Here is a 24,069-nt window from a genome sequence, read left to right as displayed (position 1 = left end):
CCAGACCGGGCGTTGCGTTTAGAGTCCGTACGCTGCGCGGGGCATTTGCATGCCCACACGCGGCGTGGCTCCGGAAGTGCGCGAGTTAGAGGCTGCGAGCAACCTGGACCTTCTCGTAGACTTCGATCTTGTCGCCAGCCTTGACGTCGTTGTAGCTCTTGACGCCGATACCGCATTCCATGCCGGCACGTACTTCGGAAGCGTCATCCTTGAAGCGGCGCAGGGATTCCAGCTCGCCTTCGAAGATAACGATGTCTTCACGCAGTACACGGATCGGACGGTTACGGTACACAGTACCTTCGATAACCATGCAACCGGCGATCGCACCGAATTTCGGCGAGCGGAACACGTCACGCACCTCGGCAACACCCAGGATGTTCTCCCGGACATCGCTGCCAAGCATGCCGGTAAGGGCTTTCTTGACGTCTTCGATGATGTCGTAGATGACGTTGTAGTAACGCATGTCCAGGCCTTCCTGCTCGACGATCTTGCGAGCGCCAGCATCGGCACGCACGTTGAAGCCGAACAGTACAGCGTTGGAAGCCAGTGCCAGGTTGGCGTCGGATTCGGTGATACCACCGACACCGCCACCCACAACGCGCACTTGCACTTCGTCGTTACCCAGGCCATTCAAGGCGCCGTTCAACGCTTCGAGGGAACCACGAACGTCAGATTTGAGGACGATGTTAAGCGTCTTCTTCTCTTCCTGGCCCATGTTCTCGAAGATGTTTTCCAGCTTGCCGGCGTGAGCACGGGCCAGCTTGACTTCGCGGAACTTGCCTTGACGGAACAGAGCCACTTCACGGGCTTTCTTCTCGTCGGCCACTACGCTCATCTCGTCGCCAGCGTCCGGGGTACCGTCCAGGCCGAGGATCTCGACCGGGATAGCCGGGCCGGCTTCCTTGATTGGCTTGCCGTTCTCGTCGAGCATGGCACGTACACGGCCGTAGTTCGAACCGACCAGCACCATGTCGCCTTGGCGCAGGGTACCGTCTTGAACCAGAACGGTCGCAACCGGGCCACGGCCCTTGTCGAGGCGCGATTCAACCACAACACCACGGCCAGGAGCCGATGGGGTAGCGGTCAACTCGAGTACTTCGGCTTGCAAAAGAACGGCTTCGAGCAGTTCGTCAACGCCAGTACCCATTTTCGCGGATACCGACACGAATGGCGTCTCGCCACCCCACTCTTCAGAAGTCACGCCGTGAACCGACAGTTCGCTACGGATGCGATCGAGATCGGCGCCCGGCTTGTCGATTTTGTTCACTGCAACCACCAGCGGTACGCCAGCCGCTTTCGCGTGCTGAACAGCTTCGATGGTTTGCGGCATCACGCCGTCGTCAGCTGCAACGACCAGGATCACGATGTCGGTGGCCTTGGCACCACGGGCACGCATTGCGGTAAACGCAGCGTGACCAGGGGTGTCGAGGAAAGTCACCATGCCACGCTCGGTTTCAACGTGGTACGCGCCGATGTGCTGGGTAATGCCGCCGGCTTCGCCTGCAGCAACCTTGGCACGACGGATGTAGTCGAGCAGGGAAGTTTTACCGTGGTCAACGTGGCCCATTACGGTCACAACCGGTGCACGGGAAACAGCCTCACCTTCAAACTTCAGGGACTCGGCCAGGGAATCTTCCAGGGCGGTGTCGCTGACCAGGGTCACTTTGTGGCCCAGCTCTTCAGCAACCAACTGGGCAGTTTCCTGGTCCAGTACCTGGTTGATGGTGGCTGGAGTGCCCAGCTTGAACATGAACTTGATGATTTCAGCTGCCTTGACCGACATCTGCTGGGCGAGATCGCCAACAGTGATGGTCTCGCCGATCTTCACTTCACGCACGACAGGGCCGGTTGGGCTCTGGAAACCGTGGGCGTTGCGTTTTTTCAGCTTGGCCTTGCCGCGACCACCACGACGGAAGCCATCGCTTTCTTCGTCGGTAGTACGTGGGGCAACGCGTGGAGCAGGCGCTTTCTCTTTGACCGAGGCGCGATGCGGAGCGTTTTTACGCTCGCCGTCGCCACCACCACCGCGACGATTGTTATCGTCGGCACGTGGCTTGTCCGGACGACGAGGTTCGTCGCGCTTGCGAGCGTCAGCTGCAGGAGCAGGTGCGGCGGCAACCGGAGCGGCCTCACGCACAGCTTCAACAGGCGCACCAGGCGCGGCGACTGCTTCAGTAGTAGCAGTTTGCGCAGCTGCAGGCTGGCGACGCGCTTCTTCTTCGGCGCGACGCTTGGCTTCTTCTTCAGCCTTCTGACGAGCAGCATTTTCTACTGCGCGACGCTCTTCCAGCTCGCGTTTGCGCTCGGCTTCGATTTCTTCCGGGCTGCGCTGTACGAAGACTTTCTTCTTGCGTACTTCAACGCTGATGCTCTTGCTACCCGCAACACGCAGGGTGCTGGTGGTTTTGCGCTGCAATGTAATCTTGCGCGGTTCTTCCACTTTCGCCTTGTGGCTGCTCTTCAAGTGAGTCAGCAAAGACTGCTTCTCACTATCGCTCACACCTTCGTCGGCGGCGGTGTGCGGCAGACCTGCCTCACGCATCTGCTGCAACAGGCGCTCTACCGGTGTTTTGACCTCATCGGCCAGTTGTTTCACCGTGACTTGCGTCATGCACTTCTCTCCTCAGGCCGCGCCTAGTTACTCGAACCAATGGGCTCGGGCGGCCATGATCAACTTGCCGGCACGATCATCGTCAATGCCGTCGATGTCGAGCAGATCGTCAATAGACTGCTCGGCCAGGTCTTCGCGGGTAATTACGCCGCGCACCGCCAGTTCCATCGCCAAATCCTTGTCCATACCCTCAAGCGAGAGCAGGTCTTCGGCCGGATGGGCGTCTGCCAGCTTTTCCTCAGTAGCGATGGCTTTAGTCAACAAGCGATCCTTGGCCCGAGCGCGAAGCTCGTTGACGGTGTCTTCGTCAAAGCCGTCGATGTTGAGCATTTCTTCCAACGGTACGTAGGCAATCTCTTCCAGGCTGGTGAAGCCTTCATCAACCAGTACCTGTGCCAGGTCTTCATCGACTTCCAACTCTTCGATGAAGTTGCGCAGGATGTCACCGGTTTCAGCTTGCTGCTTAGCCTGGATGTCCGATTCGGTCATCACGTTCAGGGTCCAGCCGGTCAGTTGGCTGGCCAGACGCACGTTCTGACCACCACGACCAATGGCCTGAGCCAGATTGTCTGCGCCAACAGCGATGTCCATTGCATGGGCATCTTCGTCAACGATAATTGCCGCCACTTCAGCCGGCGACATGGCGTTGATCACGAACTGCGCCGGGTTATCGTCCCACAGGACGATGTCCACACGCTCACCGCCCAACTCGCCCGACACTGCCTGGACGCGCGAACCGCGCATACCAATGCAAGCACCTTGCGGGTCAATGCGCTTGTCCTTGGAGCGGACCGCGATCTTGGCGCGCGAACCCGGGTCGCGGGACGCAGCCATGACTTCGATCAGGCCTTCGGCGATTTCCGGCACTTCGATGCGGAACAGCTCGATCAGCATTTCCGGCGCGGTACGCGACAGGATCAGCTGAGGGCCGCGGTTCTCGGTGCGGATTTCCTTGAGCAGCGCACGCAGACGCACGCCGACACGGAAGGTTTCGCGAGAGATGATGTCTTCGCGGGCCAGCAACGCTTCGGCGTTGTTGCCCAGGTCGACGATCACGTTGTCGCGGGTCACTTTTTTCACGGTGCCGGAGATGATCTCACCCAGGCGTTCGCGATAAGCGTCAACGACTTGAGCGCGCTCAGCTTCGCGAACCTTCTGCACGATGACCTGCTTGGCGGTCTGTGCAGCAATACGGCCGAACTCGATCGACTCGATCTTTTCTTCGACGACATCACCGACCTGGGCGCCCGGATGCGTTTGCGCAACCTTGCTCGGCCAGGTTTCGATGGCCGGATCATCAAGATCGGCTTCTTCGACGACCGTCCAGCGACGGAAAGTCTCATAGGCACCGGTGTGGCGGTTGATTTCCACACGCAGATCAACTTCGTCTTCAAAACGCTTTTTGGTAGCAGTGGCCAGGGCCAGCTCCAGCGCTTCAAAAATCACGTTTGCCGGTACGCCCTTTTCATTGGATACCGACTCAACAACCAGCAGTACTTCTTTGCTCATCGTACGCCTCGCCTTTCGCAAGCCATTGGATCCGCGGGATCCGCGTCTCAGTCAAAACTGGGAATAATGTTGGCCTTGTCGATCATATCGATCGGCAACAGGAATTCATGGTCTTCTACCTGCACCACGACATCCTGTTCTTCTACACCGCGCAGAAGGCCCTGAAAGTTGCGTCGCCCTTCAAAGGGAGAGCGCAGCTTGATCTTCACTTGTTCACCGGCAAATTTTGCAAACTGATCAATAGTGAACAGTGGGCGTTCCATGCCTGGCGAGGAAACTTCGAGGGTGTATTCAACGGCGATTGGATCTTCAACATCCAGGACACCGCTGATCTGACGGCTGACAATGGCACAATCGTCCACCAGCACGCCGCCCTCTTTATCGATATAAACGCGCAACATTGAGTGGCGACCTTGAGCCGAAAACTCAATACCCCAGCATTCATAGCCTAGGGCCACGACCACCGGGGCCAGCAAGGCCTGCAACTCTTCTAGCTTGCTCGACACCTGAACCCCCTCGTGCATGTATGTGCATGCTGTGCAAAATAAAAAAATGGGCGAAACGCCCATCCTTGAAACGCCGTCGAACAGCGGCGTTGAAAGTGTCCAGCTAACAAAAAGCCCCTTAAAAGGGGCTCCGCTAAAACTGGTTGCGGGGGCCGGATTTGAACCGACGACCTTCGGGTTATGAGCCCGACGAGCTACCAGACTGCTCCACCCCGCGACAAAGCTGGGGCGGAAGTATACGACCGATCCCTTACAGGGTCAATGTAACCTTCCACCTACAAGAAAGCCCGCAACAGCGGGCTCTCCTGATAATTGGTACCGAGAAGGGGACTCGAACCCCTACACCCTATGGGCACAACCACCTCAAGGTTGCGTGTCTACCAATTCCACCACCTCGGCAATACAGCGTTTACAACCCTTCTTACTTCTGCTCTTGAGCTGGAGGTACGTCAGTCGCTGGCGTAGCCGACTTTTGCTCTTGAAGCACCGGGACATCATCAGAAGCCGGTTTTGCTTTTGGTACTTCCAACACTGCTGGGTTTGGGAGACCTACTTGAGTCAGCACATGAGCTTTCTCTTTAGCAAAGTAACCTAACCCCAAGCTGGTTATGAAGAAACCGGCGGCAAGTATAGCAGTAAACTTACTAAGAAAGGTAGAGGAACCTTGGCTTCCGAACACAGTATTTGAAGCACCTGCACCGAAAGACGCACCAGCATCCGCACCTTTACCCTGTTGCAACAAAACCAGGGCAACTACGCCCAGGGCAGCCAACAGATGAAAAACGACTACGACTGTTTCCAGCATTTTTTCAGTTTCCCGCGGCGCGACAAATCGCACCGAACTCATCTGCATTCAGGGAAGCTCCACCAATGAGCCCCCCATCGATATCCGGCATGCCGAACAGTTCGACCGCATTGGCCGCCTTCACGCTGCCGCCGTATAGAAGCCGCACACCTTGTGCGACTTCAGAATTCTCTGCCGCTAACTGCGCGCGAATGGCTGCATGCACATCCTGCGCCTGTTGCGGTGTAGCAGTCAGCCCGGTGCCAATGGCCCAGACCGGCTCGTAAGCGATTACTGCCTTTGCAAACGCACCAACACCCAGCTCCTCGATGATGCTGCTCAGCTGACGCGAGACAACTTCAAGAGTCTTGCCCGATTCACGCTGCTCCAGGGTCTCCCCTATGCACAACACTGGAATCAAGCCACAAGCCTGTGCCGCTGCGAACTTGCGATTGAGTGTCCCATCACGCTCGCCCATCATCTGACGGCGCTCGGAGTGCCCGACAAGCACATAGGAACAACCCGCATCAACCAGCTGACTCGGTGAAATCTCACCGGTCAACGCACCTTGCATGGGTTCCACTGCAGAGTTCTGCGCGCCGACCTGAATCGACTTGCCTTTCAAGCCGTCAACCACTTGGTTGATATGCAAGCAAGGCGGGAAAACCGCAACATCAACACCGCTAGGCAAGGCCAAGTGACGAAGGCCATTGATCAGCTCAGCGACACTGGCGCGGGTACCGTGCATCTTCCAGTTACCAGCTACCATAGTGCGACGCATGCTGTACCTCGTCGGTCAAAGTGGGCGCAGATGTTACCCAACCACATCATCACTGGCAAGCCGAATTCAGGCGCAAATTTCAGTTACCAGTTTTGCCAGGTCTTCGGCGTGGCCGCGAACCTGGGTTTCGTCCTCGCCTTCGACCATGACACGCACCAACGGCTCTGTGCCGGACTTGCGCAACAACACGCGGCCACGCCCCGCCATTGCAAGGGTCACACGCTCACAGGCGTCTTTGACAGCAGGGTGCTCGATAGGGTTTTCGCCACCGGCAAAGCGCACATTCAGCAGAACCTGCGGGCATTTGCGCAGCGCCTGGCGCGCTTGAGCCAGACTCTCTTTGCGACGACGCAACGACAGCAGTACCTGCAGCGCAGCAATAATGGCATCGCCCGTGGTGGTGTGCTGGAAGCAAACCACATGCCCCGAGTTCTCTCCGCCCACCAACCAGTTACGCTCCAGCAGCTCGGCGATGACATAACGGTCACCGACATTGGCGCGTACAAACGGAATCCCCAGCTCGGCCAAGGCCAACTCAAGCCCGAGGTTGCTCATCAGCGTGCCAACCACACCGCCTTGCAGCTTGTCACGCTCATGCAGGTCGCGGGCAATGATGAACAACAGCTCATCGCCATCCACCACTGCGCCGGTGTGATCCACCATCAATACGCGGTCACCGTCGCCATCGAAGGCAATACCGAGGTCAGCGTGCTCAGCCAGGACAGCAGCCTGCAGCTGCTCCATATGCGTCGAGCCGCAGTTATCGTTGATGTTCAAACCATTTGGCTGGGCCGACAGCACCGTCACATCGGCGCCCAGCTCCTTGAATACGCTGGGAGCCACTTTGTAGGTTGCACCGTGCGCACAGTCGACAACAATTTTGAGGCCGGCAAAATTGGTGCTGGTCGGCACACTGCTCTTGCAGAACTCGATGTAACGGCCCGAGGCGTCATTGATACGCGAGACCTTGCCCAGCTTGCTGGACTCAACCACGGTCATCGGCGCATCCAGCAACTCTTCGATCATCAGCTCGATCTCGTCCGGCAGCTTGGTGCCCTGACCCGAGAAGAACTTGATGCCGTTGTCATCATGGGGATTGTGCGAGGCACTGATCACGATACCGGCTTCAGCGTGGAAGGTACGCGTCAGGTAAGCGATTGCCGGCGTCGGCATGGGCCCCAGCAACATGACATCGGCGCCGGCGGCAGACAGCCCCGCCTCCAGCGCAGATTCGAACATGTAACCCGAGATGCGGGTGTCTTTGCCCACCAGGATGCGGCAAGCGCCCATGCTGCGGAACGCCATACCGGCCGCCCAACCCAGCTTGAGCATGAAATCAGGAGTAATCGGGAATTCGCCGACCCGGCCACGAATACCGTCGGTGCCAAAATATTTTTTAGTCATAAGTGCTCCATCATTCTTATTCGGCTGATTCTACCGCGGCCAGCATGCGCACCACATCAACCGTCTCGGCGACGTCATGCACCCGCAAAATACGCGCGCCCTTGGTCACGGCAAGTGCCGCCAACGCCAGGCCACCGTACAACCGCTCACCCACCGGGCGATTCAGGGCCAGCCCTATCATGCTCTTGCGCGACACGCCGACCAACAGGGGTCGACCAAGTGCGTGCAAGGCTTCCATATGCTTGAACAGGCTCAAGTTGTGTTGCAAGGTCTTGGCGAAGCCAAACCCGGGATCCAGGATAATCTTTTCGGCGGCGATACCCACCTTGGTGCACTCAGCCATTCTTTGCGCAAGAAACCCACTCACCTCACCCACGAGATCATCGTAGTGCGGGTTGTCCTGCATATTGCCGGGCTCGCCCAACATATGCATAAGGCACACCGGCAGCCCGGTGGCCGCCGCCGCATCCAGGGCGCCATCACGCTGAAGGGAGCGCACATCATTGATCAGCCCGGCACCGAGGCGCGCCGTCTCGCGGATTACGGCGGGAGTCGAGGTGTCCACCGAAATGATCACGTCCAGCTCACGGGCAATTCGCTCGACAACTGGCGCAACCCGCTCAAGCTCCTCCAAGGGGGAAACCACGCGAGCGCCCGGCCGAGTTGACTCACCACCGACATCAATCAATGTCGCGCCGGCCGCCACCATCGCTTCGGCATGACGCAACGCGGCATCCTGCTGGCTGAAGCGGCCGCCGTCAGAAAAAGAATCGGGGGTTACATTAAGAATGCCCATGACATGCGTATGGGCCAAATCAAGAACCCGGTTGCCGCAAGGCAACCGGGTGGAGGACAGCACAGAAGTCATTTCAAACCTTAGTGGTCAGCTGCGGGGCCGCCGATCGGGGCTTCAGGGCGCTCGTTCTGCACCACAGGCGGGGTGCCCGAAGTGCCCGAACCACCTTCCCAATCACGAGGCTCACGCGGTGTGCGACCCGCCATGATGTCGTCGATCTGATCGGCATCAATGGTTTCGTACTTCATCAACGCATCAGCCATTGCATCCAGCTTGTCGCGGTTATCCGTCAGGATCTGCTTGGCCGTGCCGTAGCACTGGTCAATGATGCTGCGCACTTCGGAGTCGATCAGCTTGGCCGTCTCACCCGAGAAGCTGGCAGCTTGACCGCCACCACCACGCCCCAGGAACACTTCGCCTTCTTCCTCGGCATACATCAAAGGACCGAGTTTTTCCGACAAGCCCCACTTGGTCACCATGTTCCGTGCGATCTGGCTGGCACGCATGATGTCATTGGAAGCACCGGTGGTCACACCGTCGAAGCCAAGCGTCATCTCTTCAGCAATCCGGCCGCCATACAGAGAACAGATTTGGCTGATCAGCGCCCGCTTGGAGAGGCTGTAACGATCCTCTTCCGGCAGGAACATGGTCACACCCAGCGCACGTCCACGAGGGATGATCGACACTTTGTAGACCGGGTCATGCTCAGGCACAACGCGACCAACAATGGCGTGACCGGCTTCGTGATAAGCGGTGTTCTGCTTCTCTTTCTCGGACATGACCATGGATTTGCGCTCGGCGCCCATCATGATCTTGTCTTTGGCCAGTTCGAACTCTTTCATTTCAACAATGCGCTTGCCGGTACGGGCAGCGAACAACGAAGCCTCGTTGACCAGGTTGGCCAGGTCAGCACCGGAGAAGCCTGGCGTACCACGGGCAATCACGGCCGGAGCCACGTCGTCACCCATTGGCACTTTGCGCATGTGTACTTTCAGGATCTGTTCGCGACCGCGAATATCCGGCAGACCGACCACGACCTGACGGTCGAAACGGCCTGGACGCAGCAACGCCGGGTCGAGTACGTCCGGACGGTTAGTCGCGGCGATGACGATGATGCCGTCATTCATTTCGAAGCCGTCCATCTCAACCAGCAATTGGTTGAGGGTCTGCTCGCGCTCATCATGACCGCCACCCATGCCGGCGCCACGATGGCGACCCACAGCATCGATTTCGTCGATGAAGATGATGCATGGTGCGTGCTTCTTGGCCTGTTCGAACATATCGCGAACACGGCTGGCACCGACACCGACGAACATTTCGACGAAGTCAGAACCGGAAATGGTGAAGAACGGCACCTTGGCTTCACCGGCAATTGCCTTGGCCAGCAAGGTTTTACCGGTACCCGGAGGACCGACCATCAGCACGCCGCGAGGAATGCGGCCGCCCAGGCGCTGGAACTTGCCCGGATCACGCAGGAACTCAACCAGCTCGCCGACTTCTTCCTTGGCTTCATCACAACCTGCGACGTCAGCCAGGGTGGTTTTCACCTGATCTTCGGAAAGCAGGCGCGCCTTGCTCTTGCCGAAACTCATCGGCCCGCCCTTGCCTCCCGCACCACCTTGCATCTGGCGCATGAAGAACATGAACACGGCGATAATCACCAGGATCGGGAAGCTCGCTACCAACAGCTGAGTCCAGATGCTCTGCTGCTCAGGCTGTTTGCCTTCAACCACTACGTGGTTATCCACCAAGTCGCCGATCAGACCGTTATCCTGGATTGCCGGACGAATGGTCTTGAAGCTGTCGCCATCGTTGCGCTTGCCGGTGATCACGTAGCCATCAACCGCTACGCGCTCGACCTTGCCATCCTTAACTTGCTGGATGAAGTCGGAATAGTTGAGGGTCTGCGGCTCGTTAGGGCTGGAGAAGTTGTTCATCACCGTCACCAGGACAGCCGCGATGATCAACCACAGGATCAGATTCTTTGCCATATCGTTCAATTAACTACCCTCTGAAGCAAGCTCCGCTAGTGGCGCGCGCTTCGCATGATATTCACCGGCCTAACTTACTACATTACCTACAACTCTGGCAGGCGCCGTCTGTAACCCTTTGTGAAACTTTGACTACACAATATTCGTAAAGCTTCGTGACGAAAGCGATATAAAAAAACCTATCGCCCTCCTCGAATTCCTCAAAAACGCTCTTCGCTCTCAGCCCCTTCAACACCACGGAAGCCGCGGCACAGCAGGTATTGCTCGCGTGACCGGTCTCGCGAAGAGTCAGGTTTGCGCGTCTGTACCTTGTCGAACAGCTTGCGGATGTTCTTGTGGTACTCGTCAAAACCTTCGCCCTGGAAGACTTTCACCAGGAAATCACCGCCCGGACGCAAAACCCGACCCGCCAGGTCCAGTGCCAACTCGCACAGGAACATGGCTCGCGGCATATCAACGGCCGGTAATCCACTCATATTGGGGGCCATGTCGGAAATCACAAGGTCTACCTGCGAATTTCCCACAGCCTCGAGGATCTCGGCCAACACCGTGTCCTGGGTGAAGTCGCCGTGTACAAAGGTCACATCCGGGATGCTGTCCATCTCAAGGATGTCGGATGCGATCAATCGACCTTGCCCACCAATCAGACGACTGGTCACTTGGGACCAGCCACCAGGGGCTGCGCCAAGGTCAATAACGCTCATGCCTGGACGAATCAATTTGTCCTTGTCCTGGATCTCCAGCAGCTTGTAGCTGGCCCGGGAACGGTAGCCGTCCTTTTGCGCCTTTTTGACGTAAGGATCGTTGAAATGTTCTTGTAGCCACTTAAGGCTGGTTTTGGAACGGGCCACGGGCCACCTCGAAAATAAAACGGGTCGTGATTAACTGGGCGGTCCCGGACTCGCTCGGGTAAACTGGCCGCCGCTTTTTACAAGATCAGACGCAGGGGTCAGATTATGCCGCTCACTCAAGAGCAGAAGAAACAGTACAAATCCATTGGCCACCATCTGAAACCAGTTCTGATTGTGGCAGACAACGGTTTGACTGAAGGTGTGTTAGCCGAACTGGAACGCGCATTGGGCGATCACGAACTGATCAAGATCAAGGTCAACATCCTTGACCGCGAAGCGCGTTTGGCCGCCATTGCAGAACTGTGCAAGGTCGGCAAAGCGGACCTGGTACAGGTCATCGGCAAGATGGCACTGCTGTATCGCAAGAACTTCAGCGTCAACAAGCAGCTGTCGAACGTACACCGCTTCAAGTAATACAAGGGTCACGGGCGTGCTTCGCGCGCCCTGCCGCTCCATCCCGGCGCCGGCTGTATAACCAGCACCAGGCCGGAGAACCCTAGCACAAGATAGCTGAATAGCTGCCAGCGCAACGCTTCCGGCAGCCACACATGCACCACGCAAAACATTGCGCACGCATACAGCGCCATCAACAGCAGTTGGCCGCGAATATCCCGCCACAAGCTCTCCAAACCCTCGGCCTTGACCAGCACCAATGCCTGGAGCGTCACGCACGCCGCTGCAAAACCCACCAGCAGCGCACTCAGCATTCCGCCGAGCTCATCAATCAGCAGCGGCGCCAGGCCAATCAGGCCCAACACCGGCAGCACACCGATGTGCAACAACCACAGGCCACCCACCCACAGCATCTGGGCAAGCTGCCAAAGCATGGCGCCCGCACGAAGCGGGCGCCGTCTTTCAGATGTGACGAACTTCAACTATCTCGTACTCGATTACACCACCGGGCGTTTTCACAGCCACCACGTCACCCTCTTCCTTGGCAATCAAGGCGCGGGCCAGTGGCGAACCGACGGAGATTTTGCCGAGTTTGAAGTCGGCTTCGTCTTCACCGACGATGTGGTAAACCACGCGTTCGTCGGTCTCGACGTTGGCGATTTCCACGGTAGTGCCGAAAATCACTTTGCCAGTCTTCGGGATGGTCGTGACATCGATGATGACCGCATTCTGCATGCGACCCTCGATATCACGGATCCGCGCCTCGACCATACCTTGCTGCTCACGAGCAGCGTGGTATTCGGCGTTTTCCTTCAAGTCACCCAGCTCGCGGGCCGTACCGATGTCCTGGCTCAGCTTCGGGCGGACGACCTTGGTCAAATGGGCGTGTTCTTCTTCCAGGGCTTTGGCGCCCTGGACGGTCATTGGGTATTTGGTCATGCCTTCAATCCTGCGTGTAGATCCTGCAAGCGACGCACGGTCTTTTCCGGACCGAACTTGAGCGCTTCGCAGATGGCTTCGCCAGCAGCAATGGTGGTGGTGCAGTAGATCTTGTGCTGCAAGGCATTACGACGAATGGAATAGGAGTCCGCGATCGACTGGCGACCTTCGGTGGTGTTGATGATCAGCGTGACTTCGTCATTCTTGATCATGTCGACCACGTGCGGACGGCCTTCCGTCACCTTGTTCACGCGACGTACTTTCAGGCCGGCAGCCTCGATCAGCTTGGCCGTCCCGGCAGTCGCCACGACTTCAAAGCCCAAGTTGATCAGATCACGGGCCACGCCTGCAACCAGTGGCTTGTCATCATCACGCACGCTGATAAACGCAGTACCGCCGGTCGGCAGCACTTCGCTGGCGCCCATCTGGGCCTTGGCGAACGCTTCACCGAAGGTATCGCCCACGCCCATCACTTCACCGGTGGACTTCATCTCCGGGCCCAGGATCGGGTCCACGCCAGGGAATTTGGCGAAGGGGAACACCGCCTCTTTCACGCTGTAGAAGTTCGGAATGATTTCCTTGGTGAAGCCGATTTCCTTCAGGGTCTTACCGGCCATCACGCGGGCAGCGATCATGGCCAGGGACACACCGATGCACTTGGAAACAAATGGCACGGTACGCGAAGCACGTGGGTTCACTTCGATGACGTAGATGTCTTCGCCTTGCAGCGCCAACTGAACGTTCATCAGGCCAACCACGCCCAGCTCCAGGGCCATTTTCTTGACCTGCTCACGCATCTCGTCCTGGATGTGCGCCGGCAGCGAGTACGGCGGCAGCGAGCAAGCGGAGTCACCGGAGTGAACGCCAGCCTGTTCGATGTGCTGCATGATCGCGCCGATGACGACGTCAGTGCCGTCGCACACCGCATCCACGTCCATTTCGATGGCGCAGTTGAGGAAGTGGTCCAGCAGCACCGGGCTGTCGTTCGACACTTTCACCGCGTCACGCAGGTAGCGCTTGAGTTCTTCTTCTTCGTAGACGATTTCCATCGCCCGACCGCCCAATACGTAGGACGGACGCACCACCAGCGGGTAGCCGATCTTGCTGGCGGCGCGGATGGCTTCATCTTCGCTGCGCACGGTGGCGTTTGGCGGCTGACGCAGGTTCAGGCGTTCAACCATTTGCTGGAAACGCTCACGGTCTTCAGCACGGTCGATGGCGTCAGGGCTGGTGCCGATGATCGGTACGCCGGCCGCTTCCAGGGCACGCGCCAGTTTCAGCGGGGTTTGGCCGCCGTACTGCACGATCACGCCTTTTGGCTTCTCGACGCGGCAGATTTCCAGCACGTCTTCCAGGGTGACCGGCTCGAAGTACAGGCGGTCGGACGTGTCGTAGTCAGTGGAAACAGTTTCCGGGTTGCAGTTGACCATGATGGTCTCGTACCCGTCTTCGCGCAGCGCGAGGGCGGCGTGTACGCAGCAGTAGTCGAACTCGATGCCCTGGCCGATACGGTTCGGACCGCCACCCAGGATGATGATCTTGTCGCGGCCCGACGGCGCAGCTTCGCACTCTTCCTCATAGGTGGAGTACAGGTACGCGGTGTCGGTGGCGAACTCGGCGGCGCAGGTGTCAACGCGCTTGTAGACCGGGAAGATATCCAGCTTGTGGCGATGAGTGCGCAGGTTCTTCTCGGTCACACCCAGCAGCTTGGCCAGGCGCTGGTCAGAGAAGCCTTTGCGCTTGAGGCGGAACATCAGGTCGCGGTCGATAGCGGACAAGCCCAGGGTCTTGACCTTCTCTTCTTCCTTGATCAGATCTTCGATCTGCACCAGGAACCAAGGGTCGATCATGTTCATGCCGAAGATATCTTCAACGGTCATGCCGGCGCGGAACGCGTCAGCCACGTACCAGATACGCTCGGCGCCCGGCACAGTCAGCTCGCGCTTGAGCACGCTCATGCTTTCCGGGTTGCTCAGGTCGAGCTTCTCATCCAGGCCGCAAACACCTACTTCCAGGCCGCGCAAAGCTTTCTGCAGGGATTCCTGGAAGGTCCGGCCGATGGCCATGACTTCACCAACCGACTTCATCTGAGTGGTCAGGCGAGCATCGGCCTTGGCGAATTTCTCGAAGGCAAAGCGCGGCAGCTTGGTCACAACGTAGTCGATGGACGGCTCGAAAGACGCCGGCGTGGCGCCGCCCGTGATTTCGTTTTGCAGCTCGTCCAGGGTGTAGCCGATCGCCAGCTTGGCAGCGATGCGCGCAATCGGGAAACCGGTCGCTTTCGATGCCAGCGCCGAAGAACGCGATACACGCGGGTTCATCTCGATCACGACCATGCGGCCAGTGTCCGGGCAGATGCCGAACTGAACGTTGGAACCACCGGTTTCAACGCCGATCTCACGCAGTACCGCCAACGAGGCGTTACGCATGATCTGGTATTCCTTGTCCGTCAGGGTCTGCGCCGGAGCAACGGTGATCGAGTCGCCGGTGTGCACGCCCATCGGGTCGAAGTTTTCGATGGAGCAGACGATGATGCAGTTGTCCTTTTTGTCGCGGACAACCTCCATCTCGTACTCTTTCCAGCCGATCAGGGATTCGTCGATCAGCAGCTCTTTGGTCGGCGACAGGTCCAGACCACGGGCGCAGATTTCTTCGAACTCTTCACGGTTGTAAGCGATGCCGCCACCGGTGCCGCCCATGGTGAAGGACGGACGGATAATGCATGGGAAGCCCAGCTTTTCGAGAACCGCGTTGGCCTCTTCCATGCTGTGGGCAATGCCGGAGCGCGGGCAGTCAAGGCCGATGGACTTCATGGCCTTGTCGAAACGCGAACGGTCTTCAGCCTTGTCGATGGTGTCGGCATTGGCGCCGATCATCTCTACGCCGAACTTCTCCAGAACGCCTTCGCGCTCCAGGTCCAGGGCGCAGTTCAGTGCAGTCTGGCCACCCATGGTCGGCAGCAACGCGTCCGGACGCTCCTTTTCGATGATCTTGGCAACGGTCTGCCACTTGATCGGTTCGATGTAGGTGGCGTCGGCCATGTCCGGGTCGGTCATGATGGTGGCCGGGTTGGAGTTCACCAGGATGACGCGGTAACCCTCCTCGCGCAGGGCTTTACAGGCCTGGGCGCCGGAGTAGTCGAATTCGCAGGCCTGGCCGATCACGATCGGGCCAGCGCCGAGAATCAGGATGCTTTTTATGTCTGTACGTTTTGGCATGGGTTTGTCACTCAAATCCGCAGGTCAGTCGGCAAGCCGTCTTGAACAATCGTTGAAGAGCCTGTGGGGGCCACCGAGGTTCGGGGCCGCCCGCAGGCTACTCAGTCAGCGTCGCTTGGCCATCTCATTGATGAAACGGTCGAACAGCGGCGCCACGTCGTTCGGGCCAGGGCTGGCTTCAGGGTGGCCCTGGAAGCTGAACGCGCTCTTGTCGGTGCGCTCGATGCCTTGCAAGGAGCCGTCGAACAGCGACTTGTGAATCGCGCGAACGTTGCTCGGCAGGGTGGCTTCATCCACCGCAAAACCGTGGTTCTGGCTGGTGATCATCACAACGCCGGTGTCCAGGTCTTGTACCGGGTGGTTGGCACCGTGATGGCCGTGGCCCATTTTCAGGGTCTTGGCGCCGGAGGCCAGGGCCAGCAGCTGGTGACCGAGGCAGATGCCGAATACCGGAATCTCGGTTTCCAGCACGTCCTTGATGGCCTGGATGGCGTAGTCGCATGGCTCAGGGTCGCCCGGGCCGTTGGACAGGAACACGCCGTCCGGTTGCAGGGCCAGCACGTCGCTCGCAGGGGTTTGCGCCGGCACCACGGTCACGCGGCAGCCGCGCTCAACCAGCATGCGCAGGATGTTGTACTTCACGCCGTAGTCGTAGGCCACAACATGGTAGGGCAGCTCGCTGGCGTCGATGGTCGCGTGACTGTCGGTCTTCAAGTCCCACACAGTGGAGCGCCACTCGTACTTCTCTTTGACGCTGACAACTTTTGCCAGGTCCATGCCTTTCAGGCCAGGGAAACCTTGCGCAGCGGCGATCGCCGCCTCTTCGGAGATAGTGTCACCGACCATGATGCAGCCGTTCTGCGAGCCTTTTTCACGCAGGATGCGTGTAAGGCGGCGCGTATCGATACCGGCGATCGCCACAACGTTGTTGGCTTTCAGGTAATCGGACAGCGACATCGTGTTACGCCAGTTGCTCGCAACCAGGGGCAGGTCACGAATCACCAGACCGGCCGACCAGACACGATCAGACTCGACGTCTTCCGGTGTAGTACCGGTGTTGCCGATGTGCGGATAGGTCAGGGTAACGATCTGCTGGGCGTAGGAAGGATCGGTAAGGATTTCCTGATAGCCGGTCATGGCAGTGTTAAACACTACCTCTCCAACGGTTTGACCGTCGGCTCCAATGGCTTCGCCGCGAAAAATGCTGCCATCAGCAAGGGCGAGTATGGCTGGCTTAGTCAAGAAGACCTCCCGTAAATAAAGCCTGAAAGGGCGATCGCAGGTTGTAAAAAAGCGGAGTGACGTATGGACACGTCACCCCGCTTCTTCACTGAATTATTCTGCGCGCTTTTAGTGGACACACTAAAGCTGTAGCTTACAGAAAAAGGCTTTTTTGGTCCACCGCTAATGAGCCTTAAAGGCAGGGGAATGCGACAGGACGTCGCTTAGCGGGTAAAAACGGGGCCTAAGCATAAGCTTGAGGCCCGGTTTTAGCTACTGATTAGTGCAGATCCAGCACGTCGCGCATGTCGTAAAGAGCAGGCTCACGACCTTCCAGCCAGAGCGCGGCACGCACCGCACCCTTGGCAAATGTCATGCGGCTGGAGGCCTTGTGCGTGATCTCCAGGCGCTCGCCTTCACTGGCAAACAGCACGGTGTGATCACCGACCACATCACCACCGCGCACAGTAGCAAAGCCAATGGTGTCACGGGCCCGCGCACCGGTATGGCCTTCACGCCCGTAAACAGCGACTTTGGACAGGTCGCGCCCCAGGGCATCGGCAATCGCCTCGCCCATGCGCAACGCGGTACCCGACGGCGCATCGATCTTGTGGCGATGGTGGGTCTCGATGATCTCGATATCCGCCTCATCACCCAACACGCGCGCGGCCAGATCCAGCAACTTGAGCGACAGGTTCACGCCAACGCTGAAGTTGGCGGCGAAGACGATCGGAATATCCTTGCCCGCCTCCACCAGCAATTGCTTCTGCTCGGCATTCAAACCCGTGGTGCCGATGACCATGGCCTTGCCCGCCTTGCGGCAGAACGCCAGGTTTTTCAGCATCACTTCCGGCAAGGTGAAGTCGATCAGCACATCAAACTCGTCAGCCACCTGCTCCAGGTTGCCCGACAACGAAACACCGATACGACCCAACGAGGCCAGCTCACCGGCGTCCGCACCGATCAGCGTGCTGCCGGGGCGAACAATCGCCGCCGTCAGCCCGGAAGCCGGCGAGCGCTGCTGCACCGCCTCGACCAGCGTCTTGCCCATGCGCCCGGCAGCGCCCATTACGGCTATACGTCGCATATTCACGTCCTTACAAGTCGCCGAAGAAGCGCTTCACGCCATCGAAGAAGCCGGTGGTTTTCGGCGAATGGGAGTCATCGCCTTCCAACGAGCTGCGGAACTCTTCAAGCAGTTCGCGCTGACGACGACCGAGGTTGACGGGCGTTTCCACGGCCACACGGCACATCAAGTCGCCAGCACCGCCACCGCGCACCGGCGCAACGCCTTTGCCACGGATACGGAACTGCTTGCCGGTCTGAGTGCCTTCCGGGATCTTGAGCTTGACCCGACCATCAAGGGTCGGAATTTCCAGCTCGCCACCCAATGCCGCGTCGACAAAGCTGATCGGCACTTCACAGAACAGGTGCTTGCCATCACGCTGGAAGATCGAGTGCTCACGCACATTGATCACCACGTACAGGTCGCCCGTCGGGCCACCTTGAGTGCCCGCCTCGCCTTCGCCCGACAGGCGAATACGGTCACCGGTATCAACACCCGCCGGCACTTTCACCGAAAGGGTCTTGTACTCTTCGACACGGCCTTCGCCATGGCAGGAGTCGCACGGGTCGGAAATGATCTTGCCCTGGCCATGGCAGCGCGGGCAGGTCTGCTGCACCGAGAAGAAGCCCTGTTGCATGCGCACCTGGCCAATACCGCCACAGGTTGGGCAGGTGATCGGCGAGGAACCCTTCTTGGCCCCCGAACCGTCGCACGGCTTGCAATTGACCAGCGTCGGCACACGGATATTGACCGTGGTGCCGCGCACAGCTTCCTCCAGGTTCAGCTCCAGCGTGTAGCGCAAATCACTGCCGCGCTGGGCACCGCCGCGCTGACCGCCACGGCCGCCGCCAAAGAAGTCACTGAACACATCGCCGAAAATATCGGAGAAGTTCTGACCACCAAAACCGGCACCACCGCCGCCCATGCTCGGGTCGACACCGGCATGGCCATACTGGTCGTAGGCCGCGCGCTTATTGGGATCAGACAAGCATTCGTAGGCCTCATTGGCCTCTTTGAACATCTCTTCGGATTCTTTGCTATCCGGATTACGGTCCGGGTGGTGCTTCATCGCCAGGCGACGGTAAGCCTTTTTCAGGTCCGCCTCGCTGGAGCTGCGCTCCACACCCAACACTTCGTAATAGTCACGCTTTGCCATAAGTCTTTGCACTCTTAAGGACGTCCAGCCCGGCCCTCCTGAGCCTTGCCAAACTCGTTGAGCCCCAATACAGGCCCGGACCCAACTCACGTCAATTCAACGATCCTGGTCATAACTACTTTTTAGCCAGGGACCCGGCCAAAGATGCGGTATTTACTGCTCGGAAAGCAGGAGCATTCCCGATCACACCGCCAGCATCCGAACCTTGTCGCATGCTGTAAAAATTCGCATACCCCAGACACGCCAACGCGGGAGCAAGCTCCCGCGCGGCGACATCCTACCAGTCACCGCTTGATAGCGGTCAACCGGGCGACCAACTTACTTCTGGTCTTTGACTTCTTCGAACTCGGCATCGACAACATCGTCGTGCTTGGCTTCAGGCTCTGCGTGCTGTGCAGCGCCTTCTGCCGGCTGGCCTTGCTCGGCGTACATTTTCTGGGCAACCGGCGCGGAGACTTTCGACAGCTCCTCAACCTTGGCTTCGATAGCAGCCTTGTCGTCGCCTTTAACGGCGGCTTCCAGGGCAACCAGAGCAGCCTCGATCGCGGTTTTCTCTTCGGCGGTCACTTTGTCGCCCGCTTCGGAGATCATTTTGCGTGTCGAGTGAACCAGTGCATCACCCTGGTTACGGGCAGCGGCCAGCTCTTCAAACTTCTTGTCAGCCTCGGCGTTGGTTTCAGCATCACGAATCATCTGTTGAATTTCTTCATCAGACAGACCGGAGTTGGCCTTGATGGTGATCTTCTGCTCTTTGCCGGTCGCCTTGTCTTTGGCACCTACGTGCAGGATACCGTTGGCGTCGATGTCGAAGGTCACTTCAATTTGCGGCACGCCACGTGGTGCTGGTGGAATCTCGGCCAGGTCGAACTTGCCCAGGGACTTGTTCTGAGCGGCTTGCTTACGCTCACCTTGCAGCACGTGAATGGTCACAGCGCCCTGGTTGTCGTCGGCGGTCGAGAACACTTGCGATTTCTTGGTAGGAATCGTGGTGTTTTTCTCGATCAGCGCGGTCATCACGCCACCCATGGTTTCGATACCCAGGGTCAGCGGGCTGACGTCCAGCAGCAGCACGTCTTTCACGTCGCCGGCCAGTACCGCACCCTGGATCGCAGCACCCATGGCAACCGCTTCGTCCGGGTTCACGTCTTTACGTGCTTCTTTACCGAAGAACTCGGTGACCAGCTTCTGAACCAGTGGCATACGGGTCTGACCGCCAACCAGGATCACGTCGTTGATCGAGCCAACGTCGATACCGGAGTCTTTCAGCGCGATGCGGCAAGGTTCGATGGTGCGTTGAACCAGGTCTTCAACCAGCGCTTCCAGCTTCGAACGGGAGATCTTCACGTTCAAGTGCTTAGGACCAGTGGCGTCTGCAGTGATGTATGGCAGGTTCACGTCGGTCGACTGAGCCGAAGACAGCTCGATCTTGGCTTTTTCAGCGGCTTCTTTCAGGCGCTGCATCGCCAGCGGGTCACCCTTAAGGTTCATGCCGCTTTCTTTCTTGAATTCGTCAACGAGGTAGTCGATCAGACGAATATCAAAGTCTTCACCACCCAGGAAGGTATCGCCGTTGGTGGCCAACACTTCGAACTGGTGCTCGCCGTCAACTTCAGCGATCTCGATGACGGAGACGTCGAAAGTACCACCGCCCAGGTCATAAACGATCACGGTGTGGTCGCCCTTGGCCTTGTCCATACCGTAGGCCAGAGCGGCTGCGGTTGGTTCGTTGATGATACGTTTTACGTCCAGGCCAGCGATGCGGCCGGCGTCTTTGGTCGCCTGACGCTGGCTGTCGTTGAAGTAGGCCGGAACGGTGATCACCGCTTCAGTCACGGTTTCACCGAGGTAGTCTTCGGCGGTTTTCTTCATCTTTTTCAAGATTTCAGCCGAGATTTGCGGCGGCGACATTTTCTGGCCGTTTACTTCAACCCAGGCGTCACCGTTGTCAGCCTTGGCGATTTTGTAAGGGACCATCTTGATGTCTTTCTGTACGACTTCTTCGTCGAACTTACGACCGATCAGACGCTTAACCGCGTACAGGGTGTTGTGCGGGTTGGTCACAGCCTGACGCTTGGCCGATTGACCGACGAGGATTTCACCGTCGTTGGCGTAAGCAATGATCGACGGCGTGGTACGCGCGCCTTCGGCGTTTTCGATAACTTTAGCAACGCCGTTTTCCAGCACGGAGACGCAGGAGTTGGTAGTCCCCAGGTCGATACCGATAATTTTGCCCATGATTTACTCTCCCGAAACTTTAATTTGGTTGCCGCAGCAGTGGTGGCTAACTGCGGTAGCACTTAAACGCTTGACTTATAGATGGGGCCGTTACGACTGATTTCAAGCCTGCTCATCAATAGAAGGTGCAACGGGTGCAGGAGCCTTGCTCACCACCACCATCGCCGGGCGCAGCAAACGACCGTTCAGCACATAACCCTTCTGGAACACTTTCAATATGCTGTTGGGCTCCAGGTCATGGCTTTCCTGCATGGCCATGGCTTGGTGATGCTCAGCATTGAACGGCTCACCGCCTTGTGGATCGATGGCTTCCAACTGATAACGCTTCAGGGTGTCCTGGAACATTTTCAGGGTCAGCTCGATCCCTTCGCGCATCGGACGGATGTTTTCGTCGTCCGGGTTGGACAACTCAAGGCCACGCTCCAGGCTGTCGATAATCGGCAGCAGGTCGTTGGCGAATTTTTCCAGCGCGAATTTGTGAGCCTTTTCGACATCCTGCTCGGCACGGCGGCGGACGTTCTGCAGATCGGCGGCAACACGCAAAGATTGATCCTGCGCAGCGGCCAATTGCTCTTCTAGCACTTGCACACGAGTCGCCAGTTCATCACCGGCAGCCGAATTGGCGTCTGGAGTTTGCGTATCCTGCGTCTGTTCGTCAGCCATAGATTTCTCCTTTCAAAATCATGCGCGAACTCAACTCGCGCTTCTGTTCCGGTATATGGGGCCACAATTTTCAGGTTCAAGGGCGCAGGCGTTACCAAAAGTCTTTCAGTTGCCCTGGATCAATTCCGGTAGCGTCATTCCGCTTCGCGCTAAAAAATACGTCCACTCAAGCAAATTGAGCTAAGCATCAGGATTGTCAGCCCTGAATAAAACACTGTATAAATAACCAGACCTAAAGCCTGGGAGCGGCCGTCATGCTGGTGCACCTGTCCGTACATAACTACGCCATCGTTGAACATCTGGACCTCGAACTGGATCGCGGGATGAGCGTAATCACAGGCGAAACCGGCGCCGGCAAATCGATCATGCTCGACGCCCTGGGCCTGACCCTGGGCGACCGCGCCGACAGTGGCGTGGTACGCCCAGGCGCAGACAAGGCCGACATCCTCGCCACTTTCGACCTCGCCGATATTCCCGAAGCCGAGGCCTGGCTGGCCGAGCGCGACCTTAATAATGAAGGCCCGTGCATCCTGCGCCGCGTCATCACGGCGGAAGGTCGTTCACGCGGCTACATCAATGGCACACCCTGCCCGCTCGGCGATTTAAAGGCACTGGGCGAACTGCTGATCGATATCCACAGCCAGCACGAACACCAGTCCCTGCTGAAAACCGACACCCATCGCCGCCTGCTCGACGAATACGCCGGCGCCACCGACTTGGCGCGCCAGGTGCAGCTTGCCGCCCAGCGCTGGAGGCAAACCCGCCAGGAGCTGGAGCGACTCTCCAACTCCGGGGACGAACAACGTGCTCGCCATCAACTGCTCAGCTATCAGCTTGAAGAGCTGGAAAGCCTAGGCCTTGGCGAAACCGAGCTGGAGCAACTGGAGCAGGAACACAAGAACCTGACCAACGCCGAAACCCTGCTGGGTATCTGCCGGCAAGTGGTGGAGCAATGCAGCGAAAGTGATTCGGGCAATGTACTCAATGCACTCACCGCCAGCCTCAATCGCCTATCGAGCGTGAACAGCGGTTCGGGCTCCTTGAGCGAGGCCACCACCCTGCTGACCAGTGCGCAGATCCAGGTAGAAGAAGCCGTTGGCGAACTGAATCGTTTCCTCGATCACTTCGACGCCGACCCGGCGCGCCTGCAGGAAATCGAAGAGCGCCTGGACACTATCTATACCCTGGCGCGCAAACACCGCATTCAGCCGACCGAAGTGGCGACGATGCAGCAAAAGCTGCTGGATGAGATCGAAACCCTCAACGCCAACGACGAGTCGATTGAACGGCTGGGCGATGAACTCGCCTCCTTCGCCCGCCACTACCAGGAAAAGGCCCGCGAACTCAGCGACCTGCGCCAGCAAGCCGCTACCAGCCTGGCCAGCGCCGTGGAGCAGGAAATTCAACGACTGGGCATGCCTGGCGGGCGCTTCACCATTGAGCTGCACGCCAACACCAGCAACGAGTTGCAACCCCATGGCCTGGAACAGGTGGAGCTGCTGGTCAGCGCCAACCCTGGCCAACCGCTCAAGGCACTGGCAAAAGTGGCGTCCGGTGGTGAGCTGTCACGGATCAGCCTGGCGATTCAGGTTATTACTGCCCAGACCTCACGGGTACCCACACTGGTATTCGACGAAGTGGACGTGGGGATCGGCGGGCCGACGGCAGAGATTGTCGGCCAACTGCTACGCCGCCTCGGCGAACGTGGCCAGGTGCTCACCGTGACTCACTTGCCGCAAGTGGCCGCCCAAGGGCATCAGCATTTATTTGTACACAAAGTGCGCGGCAGCGATGCGACGCATACGGCCGTGTCCAAACTGAATAAATCGGAACGGGTAGAAGAGGTGGCGCGGATGTTGGGCGGTATCGACCTGACGAAAGAGTCCCTGGCCCACGCGAAGAAAATGGTGGTGGCCGCCAAGGCCTGAATCGAGCTTTTTTCGCT

The 24,069-nt window shown here is 58.3% G+C and carries 19 protein-coding genes and 2 tRNA genes; 2 read left to right on the top strand and 19 right to left on the bottom strand.

All coding sequences use genetic code 11. From position 1 onward, the window contains the following. Positions 1 to 85: 85 nt before the first annotated feature. The 11 genes from infB to rlmE form a co-directional block, all read right to left on the bottom strand. Positions 86 to 2,611 carry a translation initiation factor IF-2 gene (infB, locus tag QF043_RS02850; protein ID WP_056858280.1) on the bottom strand — a complete coding sequence of 842 codons (2,526 nt, stop codon included), beginning with the start codon at positions 2,609 to 2,611 and terminating at the stop codon, positions 86 to 88. A gap of 27 nt (positions 2,612 to 2,638) precedes the next feature. Beyond that, a complete protein-coding gene (gene nusA / locus QF043_RS02845) occupies positions 2,639 to 4,120 on the bottom strand; it encodes a transcription termination factor NusA (RefSeq protein WP_043051766.1) in 1,482 nt (493 codons plus the stop codon). Positions 4,121 to 4,167: 47 nt separating this feature from the next. Then, the gene (gene rimP, locus QF043_RS02840; protein WP_032865935.1) at positions 4,168 to 4,626 is read right to left on the bottom strand and encodes a ribosome maturation factor RimP; all 459 of its coding nucleotides are present in this window, start codon (positions 4,624 to 4,626) and stop codon (positions 4,168 to 4,170) included. 140 nt (positions 4,627 to 4,766) lie between these two features. Beyond that, positions 4,767 to 4,843, bottom strand: a tRNA-Met gene (locus tag QF043_RS02835). A gap of 96 nt (positions 4,844 to 4,939) precedes the next feature. Then, positions 4,940 to 5,025 (bottom strand) — tRNA-Leu (locus tag QF043_RS02830). Positions 5,026 to 5,047: 22 nt separating this feature from the next. After that, positions 5,048 to 5,431 carry a preprotein translocase subunit SecG gene (gene secG, locus QF043_RS02825; protein WP_010206600.1) on the bottom strand — a complete coding sequence of 128 codons (384 nt, stop codon included), beginning with the start codon at positions 5,429 to 5,431 and terminating at the stop codon, positions 5,048 to 5,050. A gap of 4 nt (positions 5,432 to 5,435) precedes the next feature. Then, positions 5,436 to 6,191: a triose-phosphate isomerase gene (gene tpiA / locus QF043_RS02820; RefSeq protein ID WP_307417439.1), complete on the bottom strand. Its 756-nt coding sequence runs from the start codon at positions 6,189 to 6,191 to the stop codon at positions 5,436 to 5,438. 66 nt (positions 6,192 to 6,257) lie between these two features. Next, positions 6,258 to 7,595, bottom strand: a complete 1,338-nt coding sequence (gene glmM, locus QF043_RS02815; RefSeq protein ID WP_017139252.1) for a phosphoglucosamine mutase — start codon at positions 7,593 to 7,595, stop codon at positions 6,258 to 6,260. A 16-nt stretch (positions 7,596 to 7,611) separates the two neighbouring features. Beyond that, the gene (folP, locus tag QF043_RS02810; RefSeq protein WP_307417438.1) at positions 7,612 to 8,463 is read right to left on the bottom strand and encodes a dihydropteroate synthase; all 852 of its coding nucleotides are present in this window, start codon (positions 8,461 to 8,463) and stop codon (positions 7,612 to 7,614) included. An 8-nt stretch (positions 8,464 to 8,471) separates the two neighbouring features. Continuing rightward, on the bottom strand, positions 8,472 to 10,382 hold the full coding sequence (ftsH, locus tag QF043_RS02805; protein ID WP_017478564.1) for an ATP-dependent zinc metalloprotease FtsH: 1,911 nt from the start codon (positions 10,380 to 10,382) through the stop codon (positions 8,472 to 8,474). 200 nt (positions 10,383 to 10,582) lie between these two features. Then, entirely contained in the window at positions 10,583 to 11,233 is a 651-nt protein-coding gene (rlmE, locus tag QF043_RS02800; RefSeq protein ID WP_017139255.1) for a 23S rRNA (uridine(2552)-2'-O)-methyltransferase RlmE, read from the bottom strand. 105 nt (positions 11,234 to 11,338) lie between these two features. On the opposite strand from rlmE, the gene QF043_RS02795 reads away from it, so the two are divergent. Continuing rightward, the gene (locus QF043_RS02795) at positions 11,339 to 11,647 is read left to right on the top strand and encodes a YhbY family RNA-binding protein (protein WP_017139256.1); all 309 of its coding nucleotides are present in this window, start codon (positions 11,339 to 11,341) and stop codon (positions 11,645 to 11,647) included. An 8-nt stretch (positions 11,648 to 11,655) separates the two neighbouring features. Here QF043_RS02795 and QF043_RS02790 read toward each other — a convergent pair whose 3' ends face one another. The 8 genes from QF043_RS02790 to grpE form a co-directional block, all read right to left on the bottom strand. Continuing rightward, positions 11,656 to 12,060, bottom strand: coding sequence for an MFS transporter (locus QF043_RS02790; protein WP_307417437.1), 405 nt, complete (start codon positions 12,058 to 12,060; stop codon positions 11,656 to 11,658). A gap of 28 nt (positions 12,061 to 12,088) precedes the next feature. Continuing rightward, entirely contained in the window at positions 12,089 to 12,565 is a 477-nt protein-coding gene (gene greA / locus QF043_RS02785) for a transcription elongation factor GreA (RefSeq protein WP_056858277.1), read from the bottom strand. After that, positions 12,562 to 15,783, bottom strand: coding sequence for a carbamoyl-phosphate synthase large subunit (carB, locus tag QF043_RS02780; RefSeq protein ID WP_305455736.1), 3,222 nt, complete (start codon positions 15,781 to 15,783; stop codon positions 12,562 to 12,564). The genes greA and carB overlap by 4 nt, the downstream gene beginning before the upstream one ends. A 105-nt stretch (positions 15,784 to 15,888) precedes the next feature. Beyond that, positions 15,889 to 17,025, bottom strand: a complete 1,137-nt coding sequence (gene carA, locus QF043_RS02775; protein ID WP_305455738.1) for a glutamine-hydrolyzing carbamoyl-phosphate synthase small subunit — start codon at positions 17,023 to 17,025, stop codon at positions 15,889 to 15,891. Positions 17,026 to 17,284: 259 nt separating this feature from the next. Then, entirely contained in the window at positions 17,285 to 18,091 is an 807-nt protein-coding gene (dapB, locus tag QF043_RS02770; RefSeq protein ID WP_305455740.1) for a 4-hydroxy-tetrahydrodipicolinate reductase, read from the bottom strand. Between the two features lie 10 nt (positions 18,092 to 18,101). Beyond that, positions 18,102 to 19,226, bottom strand: coding sequence for a molecular chaperone DnaJ (dnaJ, locus tag QF043_RS02765; protein WP_138813803.1), 1,125 nt, complete (start codon positions 19,224 to 19,226; stop codon positions 18,102 to 18,104). Between the two features lie 318 nt (positions 19,227 to 19,544). After that, complete coding sequence (gene dnaK / locus QF043_RS02760; RefSeq protein WP_305455747.1) at positions 19,545 to 21,461, bottom strand: molecular chaperone DnaK; 1,917 nt, start codon at positions 21,459 to 21,461, stop codon at positions 19,545 to 19,547. A gap of 102 nt (positions 21,462 to 21,563) precedes the next feature. Beyond that, complete coding sequence (grpE, locus tag QF043_RS02755; protein ID WP_307417434.1) at positions 21,564 to 22,124, bottom strand: nucleotide exchange factor GrpE; 561 nt, start codon at positions 22,122 to 22,124, stop codon at positions 21,564 to 21,566. Positions 22,125 to 22,378: 254 nt separating this feature from the next. Here grpE and recN point away from each other — a divergent pair, with 254 nt between their 5' ends. Beyond that, positions 22,379 to 24,052, top strand: coding sequence for a DNA repair protein RecN (gene recN / locus QF043_RS02750; RefSeq protein ID WP_017139265.1), 1,674 nt, complete (start codon positions 22,379 to 22,381; stop codon positions 24,050 to 24,052). The last annotated feature ends 17 nt before the right edge of the window (positions 24,053 to 24,069 follow it).

This window comes from Pseudomonas sp. W3I7 (assembly GCF_030816095.1).
GTDB classification, from domain to species: domain Bacteria; phylum Pseudomonadota; class Gammaproteobacteria; order Pseudomonadales; family Pseudomonadaceae; genus Aquipseudomonas; species Aquipseudomonas salomonii.
The sequence above is the reverse complement of the archived record's forward strand: the minus strand, read 5'-3'. Positions and strand labels throughout refer to the sequence as shown.